This window comes from Kitasatospora sp. NPDC057692, assembly GCF_042799475.1.
Lineage (GTDB): Bacteria > Actinomycetota > Actinomycetes > Streptomycetales > Streptomycetaceae > Kitasatospora.
In genome coordinates, this window is sequence record NZ_JBHVIV010000001.1 from 229,896 (window position 1) to 247,725 (window position 17,830).

Here is a 17,830-nt window from a genome sequence, read left to right on the forward strand (position 1 = left end):
CGGGCGCGGGCGGGGCCCCCGGGGGGGGGGGGGCCCGCCCGACAGCACCGTTCCACTCCCGGCTCCGACCTTCCGAATCCGGCCTTCCGACCTTTCAACCCTCCGAACTTCCGAACTTCCGAACTTCCACCGAGAGGTGAACACATGAGCAGCGCGGTGCCGCCCGGCGGGGCGGGCCCCGGCCTCGACGACCCGCGCGGGACGGTCGAGGCCCAGGCCGCCCGACTGGCCGCGTCCGGCCTCGACACGCCCGGCCCCTACCTGATCGGGGTGCGCCACCACGCGCCCTCGCTCAGCGCCGTCGTGCCCGCCCTGCTCGACGCCGCCGCACCCGAGGTGCTGCTGGTCGAGCTGCCCGCCGAGTTCCAGCCCTGGCTCGACCTGCTCGCCGACGAGGCCACCAAGGCTCCGGTCGCCCTCGCCGCGGCCCCCGCCGCCGACCGCTCGGACGAGCGCGCCGACGGCATCGGTGCCGAGGCCGGCCACGGCACCGGGCTCGCCTTCTACCCCTTCGCCGACTTCTCGCCCGAACTCGCCGCCCTGCGCTGGGCCCGCCGCCACGGCGTCGAGACCGTCGCCTGCGACCTTCCCCTCGCCGTCCGCGCGCGGTACACCGAGCGCGAGCGCACCGGCTCCGGCGCCCGCCCCGGGGTCGCCGACGCCCTGCGCCACCGCCTCACCGGGCGGGACGACGACGAGGACCTCTGGGACCGCCTCGTCGAGACCGCCGCCCCGGGCTCCGCCCCGGAGGCCGTCCGGCGCGCCGCCCTGCTGGTCGGCTGGGCGCTGCGCCGGGACGCCGAGGACGGCCCCGGCGTCGACCCGTACGACCTGCGGCGCGAGGCCTGGATGCGGGAGCGCATCCGGGAGGCGGGCGCCGGCGGCCGCCGGGTCGCCGCCGTCATCGGCGCCTTCCACGCCCCCGCGCTCACCGTGCCCGCCGACGTGCCCGCCGACGGATCGGCCACCGAGCCGGCCGCCGAGGCCGCCGACGGGCCGGCCCCGGACGCCCGTCACGTGGTCTCCCTGATCCCGTACACCTACCCCCTCCTCGACGCCCGCTCCGGCTACCCGGCCGGCATCCGCGACCCCGAGTGGCAGCACACCGTGCTGGACGCCGCCGGTGACGCGGACCGGCTCGCCGAGGCACTCGTCCGCACCGCCGTACGGATCTGCGAGGCCCTGCGCACCCAGGACCACCCCTCCGGCCCGGCCGACGCCCGCGAGATCGTCCGGCTCGCCGGCGACCTCGCCCGGCTGCGGGCCCTCGCGGCCCCCGGGCGCGGCGAGCTCGTCGAGGCGGTGCAGACCGTCCTCGCCCAGGGCGAACCCCTCGGCCGGGGCCGGGCGGTGGCCCGCGCGCTGGAGAAGGTCCTGGTCGGCACCCGCACCGGCGAGCCCACCCCGGCCGCCCCGCGCAGCGGCCTCGCCCCCGCCGTCGAGCAGCTGCTCGCCGACCTCGGCCTCCCCGGCCCCGGCGACAGCGCCGAGTCCGCTCCCCGCGAGCTGCGGCTCGACCCGCTCCGCTCACCCCTCGACCGGCGCCGCGAACTCCTCCTCCACCGCCTCACGGCCTGCGGCGTCCCCTACGCCGACCCCGTCGAGACCACCGGCGCGGGCGGCACCGAGACCCTCACCACCCGCTGGCGCGTCCGCTGGACCCCGGCCGTCGCCGCCATGCTGACGGTCGCCGGCACCCGGGGCGTCACCCCGGCCCAGGCCGCCGAGGGCGCCTTGCGGGAACGGCTCCGCCGCGAACAGCAGGCGGACGGTCCCACCGCCGGCGAAGTCCTCCAGGGCCTCGCCGACGCCGCCGCCTGCGGTCTGCCCGCGCTCACCGGCACCCGCCTCACCCAGCTCACCACCGTCCTCCCCGACAGCGGCACCCTCCCCGACCTCCTCAACGCCCTCGCCCTCCTCGACCGCCTCACCGCCACCCATCAGCCCACGCCGCCATCCCAGGCCACGGCCTCGATCGCCGGGACCACCGCGTCCGCCGGTGCGGAGGCCGCTTCGAAGCCGGTGCCCGGTGTTCCGCCCGTCGTGGGTGCGCCCGTCGGGGGTGCGGCGGCTGTCGTATCGAAGGATGAGGCCGTCGTGTCCGCCGGTGTGTCGACGGCGGCGGCCGTGCCGTCCCCGGGCGCTGTTCCGACGGCTCCGCCGACCGGTGATCCGGCTGCCGCCGGTTCGGTGGCCTCCGGCCCGGTCGGCGCCGTGCCGCCCGGCGAGGGCGCTGTGTCCTTCGGCGGCGAGGCTCCTTCCGGTCCGGCTGCCGCCGATTCGCCGGTTGACGGTCCGGCGGCCTCCGGGCAGTCCGCAGGGCTCGCCCCCTCCGGGAACGGCGCCACCGGGGCCGCCGCGGATCCGGCCGATCCGGTGCTCGCCGCGCTCGCGGCGGCGGCCGGGGTGGTGACGGTGGCGGCGGTGCGGCAGTTGGAGGGCCTAAGCGGGTCGGACGAGGCGGACGACGCCCGGGCGCTGGTGGAGCTGGCCCGGCGGGCGGACCTCTCCGGCGGCGTGCGGCTGCGGCACACGCTGGCCGAACTCGCCGACGGCGGAAGCCCCCTGGTACGCGGTGCGGCCGGGGCGGTCCGGGTGCTGCTCCGGCAGGAGGAGCCCGCGGTGTTCGGCGACCGGGCCGCCTCCTGGGTCGACGGCGCCACCGGGCCCGACGCCCGGCACGCCCTCGGACGGTCCCTCGTCGGGCTGCTCACGGCCGCCGAAGGGCTGTTGTCGACCGCGCCCGAGGTGCTCGAACCGGTGCTGGAACGGGTGGTCACGCTCCCCGACAGCGCCTTCCTGGACCGTCTGCCCGCGCTGCGCGGCGGGTTCGACACGCTCAGCCCGGCCGCTCGCGACCGGCTGCTGCACCTCGTCGAGGAACGCGTGGGCACCCGCCTGGACACGCTCCCCGACGAGATGCCGCCCGCACTGCTCGCCGACTGGTCCCGCGCGGACCTGGCCGCCCGCGCCGCGCTCGCCCGCCGCGGGCTGCTCCCGGCCCTCCTCCCGCCGCCCACCGCGGAGGCTCCGGCCCCGGCGGCCCCCACCCTTCCCCGGATCCCCACCTCCACCCCCGCCCACGCCCTCGGCGCGGCCGAGCGCTGGCGGCTGCTGCTCGGCAGGCCGGGAAGCGGCGGCCTCGGCGGCCGGGCCGCCCGCCTCGCCACGGCGCTCGACGAGCTGTACGGGACGGGCCACGGCGAGGGCTCCGGCCCCGGCCTGGACGGCCGGGGCGGCGCCGGCGGCAACCGGGGCGGGCGCGAGGCGCCGTACCCGGGTGTCCGCGAGTGGGCCGAGGAACTGACCGCCCTGTTCGGGCCGGGCCTGCGGGAGGAGGTACTGGCGGCCGCCGTCGCGCAGGGCCGCGGCGACGCGCTGGATGCGATCGACCCGGACGCCGTCCGACCGTCGGTCGACCTGCTGCGCACCGTCCTGGAGCACGCGGGCGGCCTGCCCGAGGCCCGGCTGGCCGGGCTGCGCCCACTGGTCCGGCGTCTGGTCGACGAGCTGAGCCGCGAACTGGCGACCAGGCTGCGGCCCGCCCTGACCGGCATCAGCGTGCCGCGCCCGAGCCGCCGCCCGGGCGGCGGCCTGGACCTGCACCGCACGATCCGCGCCAACCTCGCCACCGCCCGCCCGGCCGACCCCGCCGCCGACCCGTCCGGCGACGGGCCGGGCGGCATGGTGATCGTGCCGGAGCGCCCGGTCTTCCGGACCAGGGCCCGCCAGGCGTCCGACTGGCGGCTGATCCTGGTCGTGGACGTGTCCGGCTCGATGGAGTCGTCGACCGTCTGGGCGGCGCTGACCGCGTCGATCCTGGCCGGGGTGCCCTCGCTGAGCACCCACTTCGTCGCCTTCTCCACCGAGGTGGTCGACCTGACCGACCGGGTGACGGACCCGCTGGGCCTGCTCCTGGAGGTCCGGATCGGCGGCGGCACGCACATCGCGGCCGGTCTGAAGTACGCGCGGAGCCTGGTGACCGTGCCGTCCCGCACGCTGATCGCGGTGGTCAGCGACTTCGAGGAGGGCGGCCCGCTCGGCGGGCTGCTCACGCAGACCCGGGCGCTGGTCGACTCGGGCTGCCACCTGCTGGGCTGCGCCGCACTGGACGACACCGGGACGGCCCGGTACTCGAAGGCGGTCGCGGGCCGCCTGGTCGCGGCCGGGATGCCGGTGGCGGCGCTCAGCCCGCTCGAACTGGCCCGCTGGGTGGGGGAGAAGGTCCGATGACGGAGACGGCAGGGACAGTGACGGGAACGGACGCGGGAACGGGGACCGGCGCGCACTGGCCGGCGGTCCGGCCGGAGGTGGTCGCCGAGGTGGTGGCCGGGCTGTCGGCGCGGTTGCAGAAGCGCCTGGACGGCGCCGCCGCCAAGCTGGCCGAACGGCCGGTGGAGCGGACCGGCGAGGACTGGCGGATCGCCGTCGACGAGGAGTCGGTGCTCGTACTGCACGCGCCGGGCGGGGTGGTCGCCGACCAGGCGGACGTGCGCTGCGGCTGCCTGCTGGCGCCCGCCTGCGTGCACCGGGCCGCGGCGGTGACGGTCTGCCCGCTCGCCGACGACGAGCCGTCCGACAGCGAACCGTCCGTCGATGAACCGCCCGCCGCCGGGGGCCCCTCCCCGGCCGCACCGGCGGACCCGCCCGGGGCCGCTGTCGCCCAGCCCGCCGATGACCTCACCGCCGCCGAACGGGCCGCCGTCGCACACCTGCACCGGGTGGGCGCCGCCGTGCTGGCGGCGGGTGTCGGCGGCGCGGGCGCGGTGCTCCAGGCGGAACTGCTCCGCGCGGCCCACCGGGCCCGGCTGGCCGGAGTGCACCGGTCGGCGGCCGCGGCGGTCGCGGTGGTCACCCGGATCCGCGCCGCCCGCTCGGGCGAGCCGGACCACCGCCTCGCCGACCTGGTGGCCGGCCTGCGGGACCTCCTCGGCCTCAGCACGGCGCTGGCCCTCACCGGCACACCGCAGGCGACCGGACCGGGCGTCGCGGAACTGCGCGGGACGGCCCGCCAGGCCTACGCGCCCGCGGGCGGCCTGCGGCTCTACGGGCTGTTCGCCGAGCCGGTGCTGACAGCCACCCACGCGGGGGTGCTCACCTGGGCGGTGGACGCGGGCGGCGGGCTGCACACGATGGCGGAGGTGATGCCGCACACCGACGCCACGGCGGCGGCCCCGCAGGCGGTCGGGGCCGGGAACCGGGCGGTGCGGCTGGGGGACGCGATGCTCAGCCACCGCGAGTTCACCCGGGGCGGGCTGGCCGTGCAGGGGGCGACCAGGTCGGCGTCCGGGCGGCTCGGGGCGGGCGCATCGGTCCGGGCGGTCCGCGCGGCGGGCGCGGACTGGACGGCCGAGCCGCTCGCGGCCCTCTGGGGCGAGCCGCCGGCCGCCCAGGTGGCGCGGGCGCTCGCCGCCGGGGCGCTGCCGCCCGAGGCCCGGCCGGCCGGGAGCGAGCTGCTGTTCCTGGACGTGACCCTGCTCGGCGCGGCGCCGTACGGGACGGACGGGGAGCCGCGGCTGCTGGCGGAGTGCGACGGGGCGGTGGTGGCGCTGCGGGCCGCGCACGACCACCCGGGGTTGGCGTACCGGGGCAACCTGGCGCTGCTCGCCACCGCCCCGGGCCTGCGGCTGCGGGTGATCGGCCGGCCGGAGCGCTCGGCCCGCCCGGAGCTGCGGCTGCTGGCCATCGGCCTGCCGCCCGCGGACCGGTCCCCGGCCGTCGCCACCGACTCCGCGGTAACCGTGCCCACCTCCACGTCCGTGCCCGCGTCCGCGTCCCTGTCCGCGCCCGGGAATCCGGCGGAGCCCGCCCTGGCGCTGCCCGCCGACCGCGCGGGCCGGGTCAACCTGGGCCTGGAGCGGTTGCAGACGGCGGACCTCACCCTCCCGTCCGCCGGTCCGACCGGGACCGGAGCGCTGCCGCCCCTCGACGCCGCCGGCGGCGGTGCCGACGCCCTGACCGCCCCCGTGCACCTGCTCGCCCGCCGGGTGGCGCAGGCGGTGACCGGCGGCCGGTCCGCGCTGGCGCTCGGCTCCCGCGCGGCCGACGCCGACCGGGTCAGGCTGCGCTCGACGGGGCTGGCCACCGGGGCGGCGCTGCTGGACGGACTGTTCGCGGCGGCGGCGGACCAGCCGCGCGACGTCTTCGGCCGGGTGGTCGCGGACGACCACGGCGCCTTCGCGGCCGCCTGGCTGGCGGCTGCCTGGTACGAGGAGGAGCTGGCCTCGGCGCTCTGCGTGACCGCCTGGTCCTGGCCGTCGGACGGCGCTCCGCCGCAGGAGAACCAGAACCGGACATAAGGAGAACTATTTGCACAAGCAGGTAAGCCGCGCCGAATGGCATAATTGGGTGGAGAAGCACGTTTCACCGGAGTCACCGGAGCACGACCCGAGCAGTATCCGAGCAGAGAGAGGCGAGCCATGGGGATCCAGGACGACGCCGCCGAGGTCCGCGCCAGTGGTTGGCGGACGCTCGCCGCGCTGCACGGCCTGATCGACTCGGCGCTGGAGAAGGCGCTGCAGGCGGAGCACCGGCTCTCGGTGGTCGAGTACACGGTGCTGGAGGCGCTGTCGCGGCAGGACGGCTGGCACATGCGGATGCAGCAGCTGGCCCGCGCGGCCGCGCTGAGCAGCAGCGCGACCACCCGGCTGGTGAGCCGGCTGGAGGAGCGGGGGCTGCTCAGCCGCTACCTCTGCGCGGACGACCGGCGCGGCATCTACACCGAGCTGACCCCGCAGGGACGCGAACTGCTCGCCGCGGCCCGTCCGCTGCACGACGCGGCCCTGGAGGCGACGCTCACCGAGGCCGCCGACCTCCCCGAACTGGCGCCGCTGGTACGGGCCCTGTACGACCTGGAGCTCACCCCGGCGGCCCCGGCCAAGGCCTGACCGCCTCACCTGCCGGCGCCGGCCCCGCCGGCCCCGCCGGCCCCGCCGGCCCGTCCGCCCGCCCGTGGGGGCTCCGCGCTCAGGCGCGGGGCCTCACCGGTGGGCGGCGAGCGCCTCCGCGTGGACCCGGTCGAGGAGGGCGAGCAGCAGTTCCTTGCTGGACGCGCGTTCCCGGACGTCGCAGAGCAGCACGGGCACGCCCTGGTCGAGATCCAGCGCGCGGCGGACGTCCTCGGGGGAGCAGTCGCGCCGTCCGTAGAAGCAGTTGACGCCGACGGCGAAGGGGATGCCGCGCTGCTCGAAGAAGTCGACGGCGGCGAAGCTGGACTCCAGCCGCCGGGTGTCGGCCAGGACGACGGCGCCGAGCGCGCCGAGCGCCAGGTCGTCCCACATGAACCAGAAGCGGAACTGGCCCGGCGTGCCGAACAGGTAGAGCACCAGGTCCTCGCGGACGGTGATCCGCCCGAAGTCCATCGCGACGGTGGTGGTCGACTTGTCCTGGAGGCCGTGGAGGCTGTCGATCCCGATGCTGGCGTTGGTCATCCGCTCCTCGGTCTGCAGCGGTTCGATCTCGCTGACCGAGCCGACCATGGTGGTCTTGCCGACGCCGAAGCCGCCGGCGACGAGGATCTTGACCGCACCCGGCACCAGGCTCTGGGTCGTCACGTGGGGTCTCCTGAGGGGGAACTGGGCGAGGTACGGGGCGGAGCGGGGCCGAGGCGGCGCACCGGAGCCGGTGGATCAGGGCGGGCGGATCAGAGCCGGCGGACGCCCTCGATCACGGCCTGGATCAACGCGATGTCCGGGGCCTCGGCGAGTTCGACGGGCGCCCGGGTCAGGATCATCCGGGCCTCGGCGAGGTCGTCCAGCAGCACCTTGACCACGCTCACCGGGAGGTCCAGGACGGCCGCGATCTCGGCCACCGCGAGCGGGCGTTCGCGGCAGAGGTCCAGGATCGCCGCCGGCTCGGGCGTCATCCGGCTGGTGTCCGTGCGCGGGTCGGCGGTGACCACCAGGGTGATCAGCGCGAAGCCGTCACGGACCGGGCCGGTCCGCCCGTTGGTGATGGCGTAGGGGCGGACCAGATGGCCGGCCTCCTTGTCGTAGAACCAGGCCTCGGCGGCGTCGACGGTCACGCACCGCCACCCGCATCCGGTTGGCCGGCGTCGCTGCGCGGCGCCGCGGTGAGGTACTGCCCGACCTGCTTGACCAGCATGTTGATCTCGTAGGCCATCAGCCCGGCGTCGACGGACTCGCTGGTGAGCACGGCGAGCCGGGCGCCCTGGCCGGCGGTCGTGACGAACAGGAACAGCTGGTCCATCTCGATCACGGTCTGCCGCACCCGACCGCCGTTGAACCGCTGGCCGGCGCCCCGGGCGAGGCTCTGCAGGCCGGACGCGACGGCCGACAGGTGCTCGGCGTCGGCCCGGTCGAGGCCCTGGGAGAGCCCGACCAGCAGGCCGTCCTCGGAGAGGACGATGGCGTGCCGGGTCTCCGGGACCCGCGACACCAGCTGGTCCAGCAGCCAGTTGAGGTCGCGCTCGGTGTCGGTGTGCTGCGTCATCACTGCTGTTCCTTCGCTGTGGGGGGCGCGTCCGGCTCGGACGGGGTCGCACGGGCGGTACGGGTGCCGCGCTGGATGGCGGCCATGGTGGCCCGCGAGCGCTGCGGCGAGGGGTCGTCGTCGGGCCGGGTGGTGGCGTCGGGCGGCCCGACGTGGGGCGGGGGCGGTCCGTAGGGGGCGGCGGAGGGCGCGTGGGCCTCGCGCAGCTGTTCGGCGAGGCTGGCGTTGCGGACCCGCCGGGGCAGGACGCGCGGCGTGCGCAGCTCGCCCTCGGGCCCGTACTCCGCGCGGGCCTCCTCGGCGCGCTGGTGCGTGGGCGTCGCGGGCGCCCCGGCTTCCGCGGGCGCGGTCGACGGCTCGCCGCCGCCCACCACCGGTGCGCCGGCCCTGTTCCTGGCCCCGGGTTCGAACCAGCTCTCCGGGCCCGGGTCGCCCGCCGAGTCCAGGTACGGCAGGGGCCGACTGGGGCGGGCCACGACCACCGCGCCCGGCAGGCCGGGGATCGGCGAGCCGACCGGAAGCCCGCCGTTGACCGTCCGGTCGCCCTGTTCCTGCGGGCCGGTGCCCTCCGGGTAGCGGGCGAGCAGCTCGCCGATCACCAGGCCGCCGTCTCCCGTCGCGCCGTCGTCCGCCTCCGCGCTCGCGGCGCCTCCCGCGGTGCCCGGTCCGACGCCGCCCGGCCCCTGCCCGGCCGCCGGCCCGTGGCCCAGCAAGCCGTCGAGCACCCCGGCGAGCGCGCCCGACAGCTCCTGGCCGACGGCAGCCGCGCCCGTACCCGCGCCCGCACCAGCACCCGGTCCCGCCTCCACACCGGAGCCCGCGCCCACACCGGAGCCCGCGCCCACACCCACACCCACGCCGACACCCACACCCGTGCCAACGTCGACACCCGTACCCGCACCCGAACCCGAACCCGAACCCGCCTCGGCGCCGGGCCGCAGATCGGGCGCCGGGGACCGGGTGACCCGGGCACCCGCCGGCAGCCCGGCCACGAAGGACGGCGGCTCGGCCTGCTGCAGCAGCGCCGCCGGCACCAGCACCACCGCCCGGGTCCCGCCGTAGGGCGAGGGGCGCAGCGTGACCTGGACCTCGTGCCGGGCGGCCAGCCGGGCGACCACGAAGAGCCCGAGCCGCAGGTCGTCGCCGAGCGCGGAGACGTCCAGCTCGGGAGGGTTCGCCAGGTAGTCGTTGAGTCGCTGGTACTCCTCCTCGACCATGCCGAGGCCGCGGTCCTCGACCTCCACCACCAGGCCCTTGGGGACCTCCTGCGCCGAGACCTGCACCTGGGTGTAGGGCGGCGAGAAGGTGGTGCCGTTCTCGATCAGCTCGGCGACGAGGTGGATCACGTCGGCGACCGCCTGGCCGCCGAGCGAGGTGCGGGGCACGCCCTGGACGACGACCCGCGAGTAGTTCTCGGTCTCGGAGACGGCGCTGCGCAGCACGTTGACCATGGGCACGGCGTTGCGCCAGCGCCGGGCGGGCAGTGCGCCGCCGAGGATGACGAGGTTCTCCGCGTTGCGCCGCATCCGGGTGGCGAGGTGGTCGACGGCGAACAGCTCGCGCAGCAGGTCGGGTTCCTCGTGCTCGCGCTCCAGCGCGTCCAGCATGCTGATCTGGCGGTGGATCAGGATCTGGGTGCGGCGGGCGATGTTGAGGAAGACCTTCTTCGTCCCCTCGCGACCCTGGGCCTGGTGGACGATGGCGGCGACGGCGGCCTGCCGGACGGCGGCGAGGCTGTCGGCGGCCTGCTGGAGTTCGTCGCCGGTCCGCCGGGGCGGGGTCCGGACGGACGGGACCGGGACCGACTCGCCGGCCCGCAGCCGACCGACGATCCCCGGGATCTCGTGCTCGGCGAGCGTCAGCGCGTCGGCGTGCAGCGCGGCGATCCGGGCCGGCAGGGCGCGCGCCGCGCGCACACCGCGCGCCAGGCTCCAGAGCAGGACGGCGCCGACCGCCGCGCTGCCGGCGTACAGGGCGGTGCGCTCCCCGGCGTCGCGCAGCAGGTGGACGGCGTATCCCCAGGCGGCGGCGAGGCCGAGGCAGGGGACCAGGACGAGCGCGAGGAGGGAGCTGCGGAGGGAGCCGGGCCGGCCGGCGCGGTGGCCCGTCCGGGGGGCCGATATGCCTGGCATCTGATTCCTTGTAGCAGGGCCGAACGGCGGGGTGTCCGTGTGCGGTCCGGCCGGGGCCGCTGGGGCGCCACGGCCGGCGGTGCCCGGAGGGTTGCCGGAGGTGGCGACCCGTGGGGTCGCCGTCCGGACGGTTGCAGCACGGCCGCCGACTTCAGGCACGCTACCAGCCCAAGGTGCCCTTCGGGCAACATCAACTGACCATATGTGAACGCCTGATGACAGCGCGTCGGGAACCGCGACCGCCCTCCGGCCGGGTATTCGCACTGGTCAGCGAAGCCTCCGGGGGAGTGCCTGACGGCTTTCCGGCCACCGGATCCCGGCCACCGGAAAGCCGTCAGGGACAGGTCAAGAAAGCGCGGGAGGAGCTATCCTGGAGGGCCGCTCCGTCGCGCGGATCGGGGGCTCAGCCCGCCAGCGGCATCCGCAGCACCGCCGCCTGGCCGGCCTGCAGCTCCGCCTCCGCACGGGCCTCGCGTTCGGCCGCCTCGCTCCACGCCCAGCCGGCCAGGTCGGAGAGTTCGACCGACCACTGCTTGCCGTAGGTGCCCGAGGCCACCTGGCCGAGCCGCAGCCGCTGGACGTCCGAGGTGCCGGCCGGCGGGTAGGTGTGGGTGGCGTCGCGCAGGTAGCGCTCGATGTGGAACTCCGCCTGCAGCCCGCGCCCGGCGTGGATCTCCATCGCGTTGCGCGCCGAGTCCATCGCGTACTCGGTGTTGATCAGCTTGGCGTTCATCAGTTCGGCGTCGCAGGGCCTGCCGTGGTCCAGCAGGTGGGAGGCGTGGTACGCGGCGAGCTTGGCGGTCATCAGCCGGGACTGCATCTCGCCCAGCTTCAGCGCGATGTTGGGCAGTTGGGAGAGCGGCTTGCCGTAGAGCACCCGCGCCTCGGCGAACCGCACGGTGTCCTCGACGATCGCCACGTGGATGCCGAGCGCGACCGCCGCCAGGTTCAGCCGCCCGTACAGGGTGGAGGAGGAGTAGGCGACGTCCAGGCCCTGGCCCTCCCGGCCGAGCAGGTTGGCGGCCGGGATCCGGCAGTCCTCGAAGACGAGCTCGCCGAAGCTGAAGCCGTGCAGGCCGCTCTGCGACCCCAGGGTTCCGGTGCGGAGCCCTGGCCGGTCGCTCTCCACCAGGAAGGCGGAGAGCCCCCGGCTGCCCTGGCCGGTGCGCAGCACCACGCCGTGCACGTCGCCGATGTGCGAGTTCCCCACGAACCACTTGCGGCCGTTGAGCACGTACTCGTCGCCCTCGCGCCGGGCGGTGCCGGTCATGCCGAGCACATGGCCGCCGGACTCCGGTTCGGTGACGGCGATCGTGGGCAGCGCCGCCCCGGAGGCGAACCTGGGCAGCCAGTGGCGGCGTTGGGCGTCGTTGCCGAAGTGGATGAACTTGGCGACGCCGAGCTGCGAGGCCTGCGCCACCGCCCCCATGGCGCCGCTGACGCGCGACAGCTCCTCGACGATGACGGTCTTGGCGAGATGCCCCAGCCCCAGCCCGCCGAACTCGCGCGGGATGGTCACTCCGATCCAACCCCGGCGGGCGATCTCCCGCGCGAGTGCGTACTCGACCTGGCGCTCGGCCTCCATTCTGGCCACCTGCGGGCGCACCTCCTTCTCCGCGAACTCGCGCACCTCCGCACGGAGGTTCTCGTGTCGTTCGTCGGTGAAGTAGTCCATCGCCATGCCCCGGTCCTCTCGGGTTCGGTTGTCGTTCGGTGGATGTGCCTCCGTCCGTGCAGCCGATCCGCGTCGGCCGCCGAGGGCGTGGGGGATGTGACGGTGGCGGCCGGATGCCCCGTTGCAGCCGGGTGCGTGCGGAAGTGTCGGCGGTGGCCCTCGCTGCCCTTGGGGACCGTCGATTTTCGGCAGGGCTCATTGTCATATGTGCGTCGGGAGTGCTCTACGGAGGATCTTGGATTGGCGCGATCGGGTCGTTCGTCGGCTGTCGATGATTGAAACGCCGCCGGGTGGGGATACGTGGGGCCCCTGAATCCCGGTTCCGACGGATCCGTGGGTTCCGCTTCCGGTTCCCCGTCGGTTCCCGTCCGGAAGCCCGCCCGCCGTCTCCTTGTCCAACATGCGGCTTTGACGGGTCATCAGCATCCGGGACGGCGCGGGCCGAGAGCGCCGAAGGCGCCGGATGTCTGATTACATGTGCGCCATGACTGATGTGATGAGCACTCAAGGCCAGTTCCCGGGTGCCGCCGGGGAGTCGGAACGGACCCGCAGGCTTCGCAGCCTGGGCCTCGACGAACCCACCGCGGACGAGGCCTTCGACCGCTTCGCCCACCTGGCCGCCAGTATCACCCGCGCCCCCATCGCGATGGTCAACTTCATCAACGACGAGCGCCAGATGTTCCGGGGGCTCTACATTCCGCCAACCTCCCCCGACATCCCGGCCGGCGAGGGCTCCTCCTGGGCCGACCGGGGCATCGCCTTCGACCTGCCGACCCGTCAGATGCCGCTGAGCCACGGCTTCTGCCCGCACGTCGTCGCCCAGCGCTCCCCCCTCGCCCTGGACGACATCCTCGCCTACCCCCGGTTCGCCGGGAACCCGGTCGTCGACGAACTGGGCGTGCGCGCCTACCTGGGCGCCCCCCTCGTCGACGACACCAACACCGTCATCGGCACCGTCTGCGTCCTCGACCGCGAACCCCGCCAGTGGGGCCGCGAGCGCCTGCGCGACATCCAGCACCTCGCCGAGGCCCTGCTCTCCGAGATCCGGCTGCGCGACAACCTGCTCGCCCAGCAGCAGGAGATGTTCGCCGCCTTCGACGGCTCACCCTTCCCGATCATGCTCACCGACGGCCCCGGCCAGGAGATCCGGTACGCCAACGCCCAGCACGCCGAGGTGTTCGGCGCCCCGGCGGCCTACGGCGCGATCGGCCAGGCCTACCCCCAGCTCGGCGCCGCCGGCCTCCAGCAGGCGGTCTCCGAGGCCTACCGCACCGGCCGCGCCACCGTCCTCAACGACGTGCGCGTCCCCTCCCTGCGCCCCGACGCCCAGCGCGGCCAGCAGATCTTCAGCTTCACCTGCAGCCCGCTGCGCACCGCCCGCACCGGCCAGGTCAGCGGCGTCCTCACGGTCGGCATGGACGTCACCGCGCAGTCCCGGACCGAGGAGGAACTCGGCACCCTGGCGGCGCTCCTGGTCGACCGCCTCCAGCAGAGCGGTGGCGGCTCCGCCAACCGCCCCGGGCCCATCGGCGGCGGCGAGGCCGGGATCGTCCTGCCGGCCTGAGTGGCGGCCGGGTCCTTCCCCTGTCCTCCCCCTGCCCTCCTCCCCGTTCCCTTCTCCCCTTCCCGCCTTCCCCCGATCCTCCCCGTCCGCCCGCACCGCCGCGTCCGCCACCGCGGCGGGGCGCCTCTCACCCCCGAGGAGAGGCCCCCCGCCACGGTGCTGTCCGCGCGGACGCCGTACGGGTGAACGCCGTGCAGGTGAACGCCGTACGGATGAACGCCGCACGGGTGAACGCCGTCCGAGCGGGCGCCGTCCGGGTGAAGCGCCGGACACCGCACCGCCGCGCACCGCCGCGCGAGGACCCCCGGTGGTAGGCATGGGCCGCATGCAGTGGTTCGCCGCCCCCGAGTACTGGCTCAGCAGACTGCTCGTGCAGCGACTGCTGGCCGCCCTCTACCTCACCGGCTTCCTCGCCGCGGCCCTCCAGTTCCGCGCCCTGATCGGCAGCCGCGGCATGCTCCCCGTCCCCCGCTTCACCGCCCGGATCCCGTTCCGGCAGGCCCCCGGCCTCTTCCACCTCCACTACAGCGACCGCTTCTTCGCCGCCGTCTCCTGGAGCGGCGCCGCGCTCTCCGCCGCCCTCGTCGCCGGCCTCGGCGACGCCGTCCCGCTGTGGACGTCGATGCTCTGCTGGGCGGCGCTGTGGGTCCTCTACCTGTCGATCGTCAACGTCGGTCAGACCTGGTACTCGTTCGGCTGGGAGTCGCTGCTGCTGGAGGCGGGCTTCCTGGCGGTGTTCCTCGGCAACGCCGGCACCGCCCCGCCCGCCCCCGTGCTGTGGCTGCTGCGCTGGCTGGCCTTCCGGGTCGAGTTCGGCGCTGGGCTGATCAAACTGCGCGGCGACAGCTGCTGGCGCGACCTGACCTGCCTGCGCTACCACCACGAGACCCAGCCCATGCCCGGACCGCTCAGCTGGTTCTTCCACCACCTGCCCGACCCGCTGCACCGCGTCGAGGCGGCGGCCAACCACGTCACCCAACTCCTCGTCCCGGTCGGCCTGCTCCTCCCGCAGCCCGTCGCCACCTACGCCGCCTGCGTCGTCGTCGCCACCCAGCTCTGGCTGGTCGCCTCCGGCAACTTCGCCTGGCTCAACTGGCTCACCATCGCCCTCGCCCTCGCCGCCGTCGACCCCGCCCGCCTCGGCCTGCCCGTCCACCCGCGCGCCTACGGCACGACACCCGCCTGGTTCGAGGCCCTGGCGCTCGCCGTCACCGCCGCCGTCCTCGTCCTCAGCTACTGGCCGGTCCGCAACATGGTCTCCCGCCGCCAGGTGATGAACCGCTCCTTCAACCGCCTCCACCTGGTCAACACCTACGGGGCGTTCGGCAGCGTCAACAGGATCCGCCAGGAGGTCGTCGTCGAGGGCACGGACGAGACGGTGCTCACCCGGCACACCGTGTGGAAGGAGTACGGGTTCAAGGGCAAGCCCGGCGACGTGCGCCGCGCCCCGCGCCAGTACGCCCCCTACCACCTGCGGCTCGACTGGCTGATGTGGTTCGCCGGCATCTCGCCCGGCTACGCCCGGCCGTGGTTCCTGCCGTTCGCCGCCCGCCTGCTGGTCAACGACCCGGACACGCTGCGCCTGCTGCGCCACAACCCCTTCCCGGACGGCCCGCCGACCCACGTCCGGGCGACCCTCCACCTCTACCGGTTCACCGATTGGCGGGAACTGCGGCAAACCGGCGCGTGGTGGCACCGCACGGCGCTCCACGAGTACCTCGCGCCGGTCGACCTCGCGACGCTGGCCCGCGTCGGCCACCGCCCGCCGCCCGCGCGGTAGGCGAACGGCGGGCAGGCTACAGACGGCACCGACCTGCGGTCGTGCGGCATCCGGGTGGCGGACGACCACCCGACCGGCCCTCCCGGGTGGCGCCCGGGCGGGCGGTACGGCACGCCACACCGCCCCGAGGGGCGGTGGGTGCGTGCATGGCTCGAACGGGCACCCGTATTCTTGGCCTCCGACCGGCAGCCCGACCGCGCGCCCCCGGCCCCTCGCTCCGAGGCCCACCGCGCACCCGGACCGCCGCCCCCTCGCCGCCCGTCCACGCCCCCGCCGCAGCCGCCCAGAACCGGACCTCACATGACAGTGCTTCACTCCCGCAACGCCGACGCGGCCGACGCAGCCGGCTCCGCAGACGCCAAGGACACCACGGACACGAAGGCCGCCACGGAGACCGCCGAGACCATGGACACGACGGAGACGACGAACACGACGGACGCCGCGGACACGGCCGACACCGACCTCCGCGAGGAGCTCGGCCGCTACGCCGAGCTCGGCGCGTTCACGCTCGCCGCCGACACCCACCCCTGGTACGCGGCCGTCGACACCGTCGCCACCCCCGAGGAGGCCCGCGCCGCGTCCACGGTGCTCGCCGAGCTGCGCGGCCACGACCTCCAGCAGGTCTGGGACGACGTCACCGCGCTCGCCGCCGACGTCAAGCTCGACGCGCCGGACACCGTCGGCAAGACCGCGGTGCTCGTCGAGATGCTCCAGCTCGTCCGCCGCACCTCGACCGTGCTCGTCCCCGCCGCGTACGACACCGACCTCGAAGGCCTGATCGCCGCCACCGCCGACCGGTCCTGGCGGCGCGAGCGCGGTGTCAAGCTGTCCTGGCTGCGGGCCCGCTCGCTGCGCAAGCAGGCCGCCGCCCTCGCCACCACCACCGGCCGCCCCCGCGTCCAGGACCTCCACGAGGCGCTCGCCTCCGCCGAGGTCGAGCGCCGCGCCTGGGCCGCCCTGGCGCCCACCGGCACCCTGCCCACCGCCCCGTCCGACGCCGCCCTGGCCCACCGCACGGCGCAGACCTTCGAGGCCATCAACACCGGCGTGCGCGAACTCGCCCGCCTGCTGCCCGGCCGGGACCTCGACGCGCTGTCCTTCCCGGACCTCGTCGACCTGGTCGAGTGCCTCGCCGCCGACGAGGGCACCCTCTACCGCCTCCCCACCCTCCGCGGCCTGCGCGCCACCCTGGAGGACGCCGGCCTCGCCGACCTCCTCACCGAGCTCGCCGCCGCCCGCGCCGACCGCCGCGCCGCCGAGGCCGCCTACGGGGCCCGCCAGGCCCTGGCGGGTGGGCAGCGCGACGGCCTGGCGCCGGCTGCGGGGGAGGCTGCGGGGGAGAAGGAGGAGGACGCGTCGGAGACCGCCGTCGCCGAGGCTGCGGCCGTTGCCGCGGTCGAGACCGAGGCCGTGACTGAGGCCGAGGCCGTGACTGAGGCCGTGACTGAGGTCGCGCCGGAGGCCGAGGCGAAGGACGCCGTCGCCGAGGCGGAGACGGAGGCCGACGAGCAGCCGCTCACCGTGACCCTCCCCGCCCCCTCGCCGGCCGCCGACGACCTGGTCGGCGTCACCGCCGCCCCGCCGGCCCAGCCCTCGGCCCCCGAGGCCGAGACCATCGACCCCGCGGGTACCGAGACCGAGGCGGCGGAGACCCCTGAGCCGGCCGCCGCCGCGGTCACCGAGCTCGCCGACGTGGACGACACCGCGCCGGCGGTGGAGGAGGAGTCCCCGGCGGCCGAGGAGCCGGTCGCGGAGGAGTCGGCCGAGACCGAAGCCGAGCCGACGGCCGCAGGGGTAGATACGGAGTCGGAGCCGGTCGCGGAGGCCCCGGTCGAGGCCGAGGCCGTTGCCGAGGTCGCGGAGGTTGAGGCGCCGGTTGAGGTCGAGCCGGTTGCCGAGGCTCCGGCCGTCGAGGTCGTCGAGGCCGAGGCTGTCGCCGAGGTTGGGGCCGAGCCGGTTGCGGAGATCCCGGAGGTCGAGGCGCCGGTTGAGGTCGAGCCGGGCGTCGAGGCTCCGGCCGTCGAGGTCGTCGAGGCCGAGGCCGCGGACGTAGAGGAAGCGGTTGCCGAGGCGTCGGTCGAGGCTGAGCCGGTTGCGGAGGCTCCGGCTGCGGTTGAGTCGGCTGACGAGGTCCCGGCCGTCGAGGTCGTCGAGGCCGAGGCCGCGGACGTAGAGGAAGCGGTTGCCGAGGCGTCGGTCGAGGCTGAGCCGGTTGCGGAGGCTCCGGC

The 17,830-nt window shown here is 75.8% G+C and carries 10 protein-coding genes and 1 pseudogene; 6 read left to right on the forward strand and 5 right to left on the reverse strand.

All coding sequences use genetic code 11. The features are described 5' to 3' along the window. Positions 1–144: 144 nt before the first annotated feature. The 3 genes from ACFVFS_RS00950 to ACFVFS_RS00960 all read left to right on the forward strand — a co-directional run bounded on the left by ACFVFS_RS00950 (position 145) and on the right by ACFVFS_RS00960 (position 6,887). Positions 145–4,233, forward strand: coding sequence for a DUF5682 family protein (locus ACFVFS_RS00950; RefSeq protein ID WP_380618647.1), 4,089 nt, complete (start codon positions 145–147; stop codon positions 4,231–4,233). After that, complete coding sequence (locus ACFVFS_RS00955) at positions 4,230–6,299, forward strand: hypothetical protein (protein WP_380618649.1); 2,070 nt, start codon at positions 4,230–4,232, stop codon at positions 6,297–6,299. Before ACFVFS_RS00950 ends, ACFVFS_RS00955 begins: the two co-directional genes overlap by 4 nt. 120 nt (positions 6,300–6,419) lie before the next feature. Continuing rightward, positions 6,420–6,887: a MarR family winged helix-turn-helix transcriptional regulator gene (locus tag ACFVFS_RS00960; protein ID WP_380618651.1), complete on the forward strand. Its 468-nt coding sequence runs from the start codon at positions 6,420–6,422 to the stop codon at positions 6,885–6,887. A 93-nt stretch (positions 6,888–6,980) separates the two neighbouring features. On the opposite strand, the gene ACFVFS_RS00965 is transcribed toward ACFVFS_RS00960, so the two are convergent. The 5 genes from ACFVFS_RS00965 to ACFVFS_RS00985 all read right to left on the reverse strand — a co-directional run bounded on the left by ACFVFS_RS00965 (position 6,981) and on the right by ACFVFS_RS00985 (position 12,264). Continuing rightward, positions 6,981–7,553 carry an ATP/GTP-binding protein gene (locus ACFVFS_RS00965; RefSeq protein ID WP_380618653.1) on the reverse strand — a complete coding sequence of 191 codons (573 nt, stop codon included), beginning with the start codon at positions 7,551–7,553 and terminating at the stop codon, positions 6,981–6,983. An 89-nt stretch (positions 7,554–7,642) separates the two neighbouring features. Beyond that, positions 7,643–8,023 (reverse strand): DUF742 domain-containing protein, encoded by a 381-nt coding sequence (locus ACFVFS_RS00970; protein ID WP_380618655.1) that lies wholly within the window; start codon positions 8,021–8,023, stop codon positions 7,643–7,645. Continuing rightward, the gene (locus ACFVFS_RS00975) at positions 8,020–8,451 is read right to left on the reverse strand and encodes a roadblock/LC7 domain-containing protein (RefSeq protein WP_380281010.1); all 432 of its coding nucleotides are present in this window, start codon (positions 8,449–8,451) and stop codon (positions 8,020–8,022) included. The genes ACFVFS_RS00970 and ACFVFS_RS00975 overlap by 4 nt, the downstream gene beginning before the upstream one ends. Further along, positions 8,451–10,583, reverse strand: a complete 2,133-nt coding sequence (locus ACFVFS_RS00980; RefSeq protein ID WP_380618659.1) for an ATP-binding protein — start codon at positions 10,581–10,583, stop codon at positions 8,451–8,453. Before ACFVFS_RS00980 ends, ACFVFS_RS00975 begins: the two co-directional genes overlap by 1 nt. Before the next feature lie 403 nt (positions 10,584–10,986). Next, entirely contained in the window at positions 10,987–12,264 is a 1,278-nt protein-coding gene (locus tag ACFVFS_RS00985) for an acyl-CoA dehydrogenase family protein (RefSeq protein ID WP_380618661.1), read from the reverse strand. 490 nt (positions 12,265–12,754) lie between these two features. Here ACFVFS_RS00985 and ACFVFS_RS00990 point away from each other — a divergent pair, with 490 nt between their 5' ends. The 3 genes and pseudogenes from ACFVFS_RS00990 to ACFVFS_RS01000 form a co-directional block, all read left to right on the forward strand. After that, positions 12,755–13,822: a GAF domain-containing protein gene (locus ACFVFS_RS00990; RefSeq protein WP_380618663.1), complete on the forward strand. Its 1,068-nt coding sequence runs from the start codon at positions 12,755–12,757 to the stop codon at positions 13,820–13,822. 325 nt (positions 13,823–14,147) lie between these two features. Then, positions 14,148–15,602 (forward strand): lipase maturation factor family protein, encoded by a 1,455-nt coding sequence (locus ACFVFS_RS00995; RefSeq protein ID WP_380618724.1) that lies wholly within the window; start codon positions 14,148–14,150, stop codon positions 15,600–15,602. Between the two features lie 300 nt (positions 15,603–15,902). Continuing rightward, positions 15,903–17,830, forward strand: a pseudogene (locus tag ACFVFS_RS01000) (hypothetical protein); the annotation flags it as partial.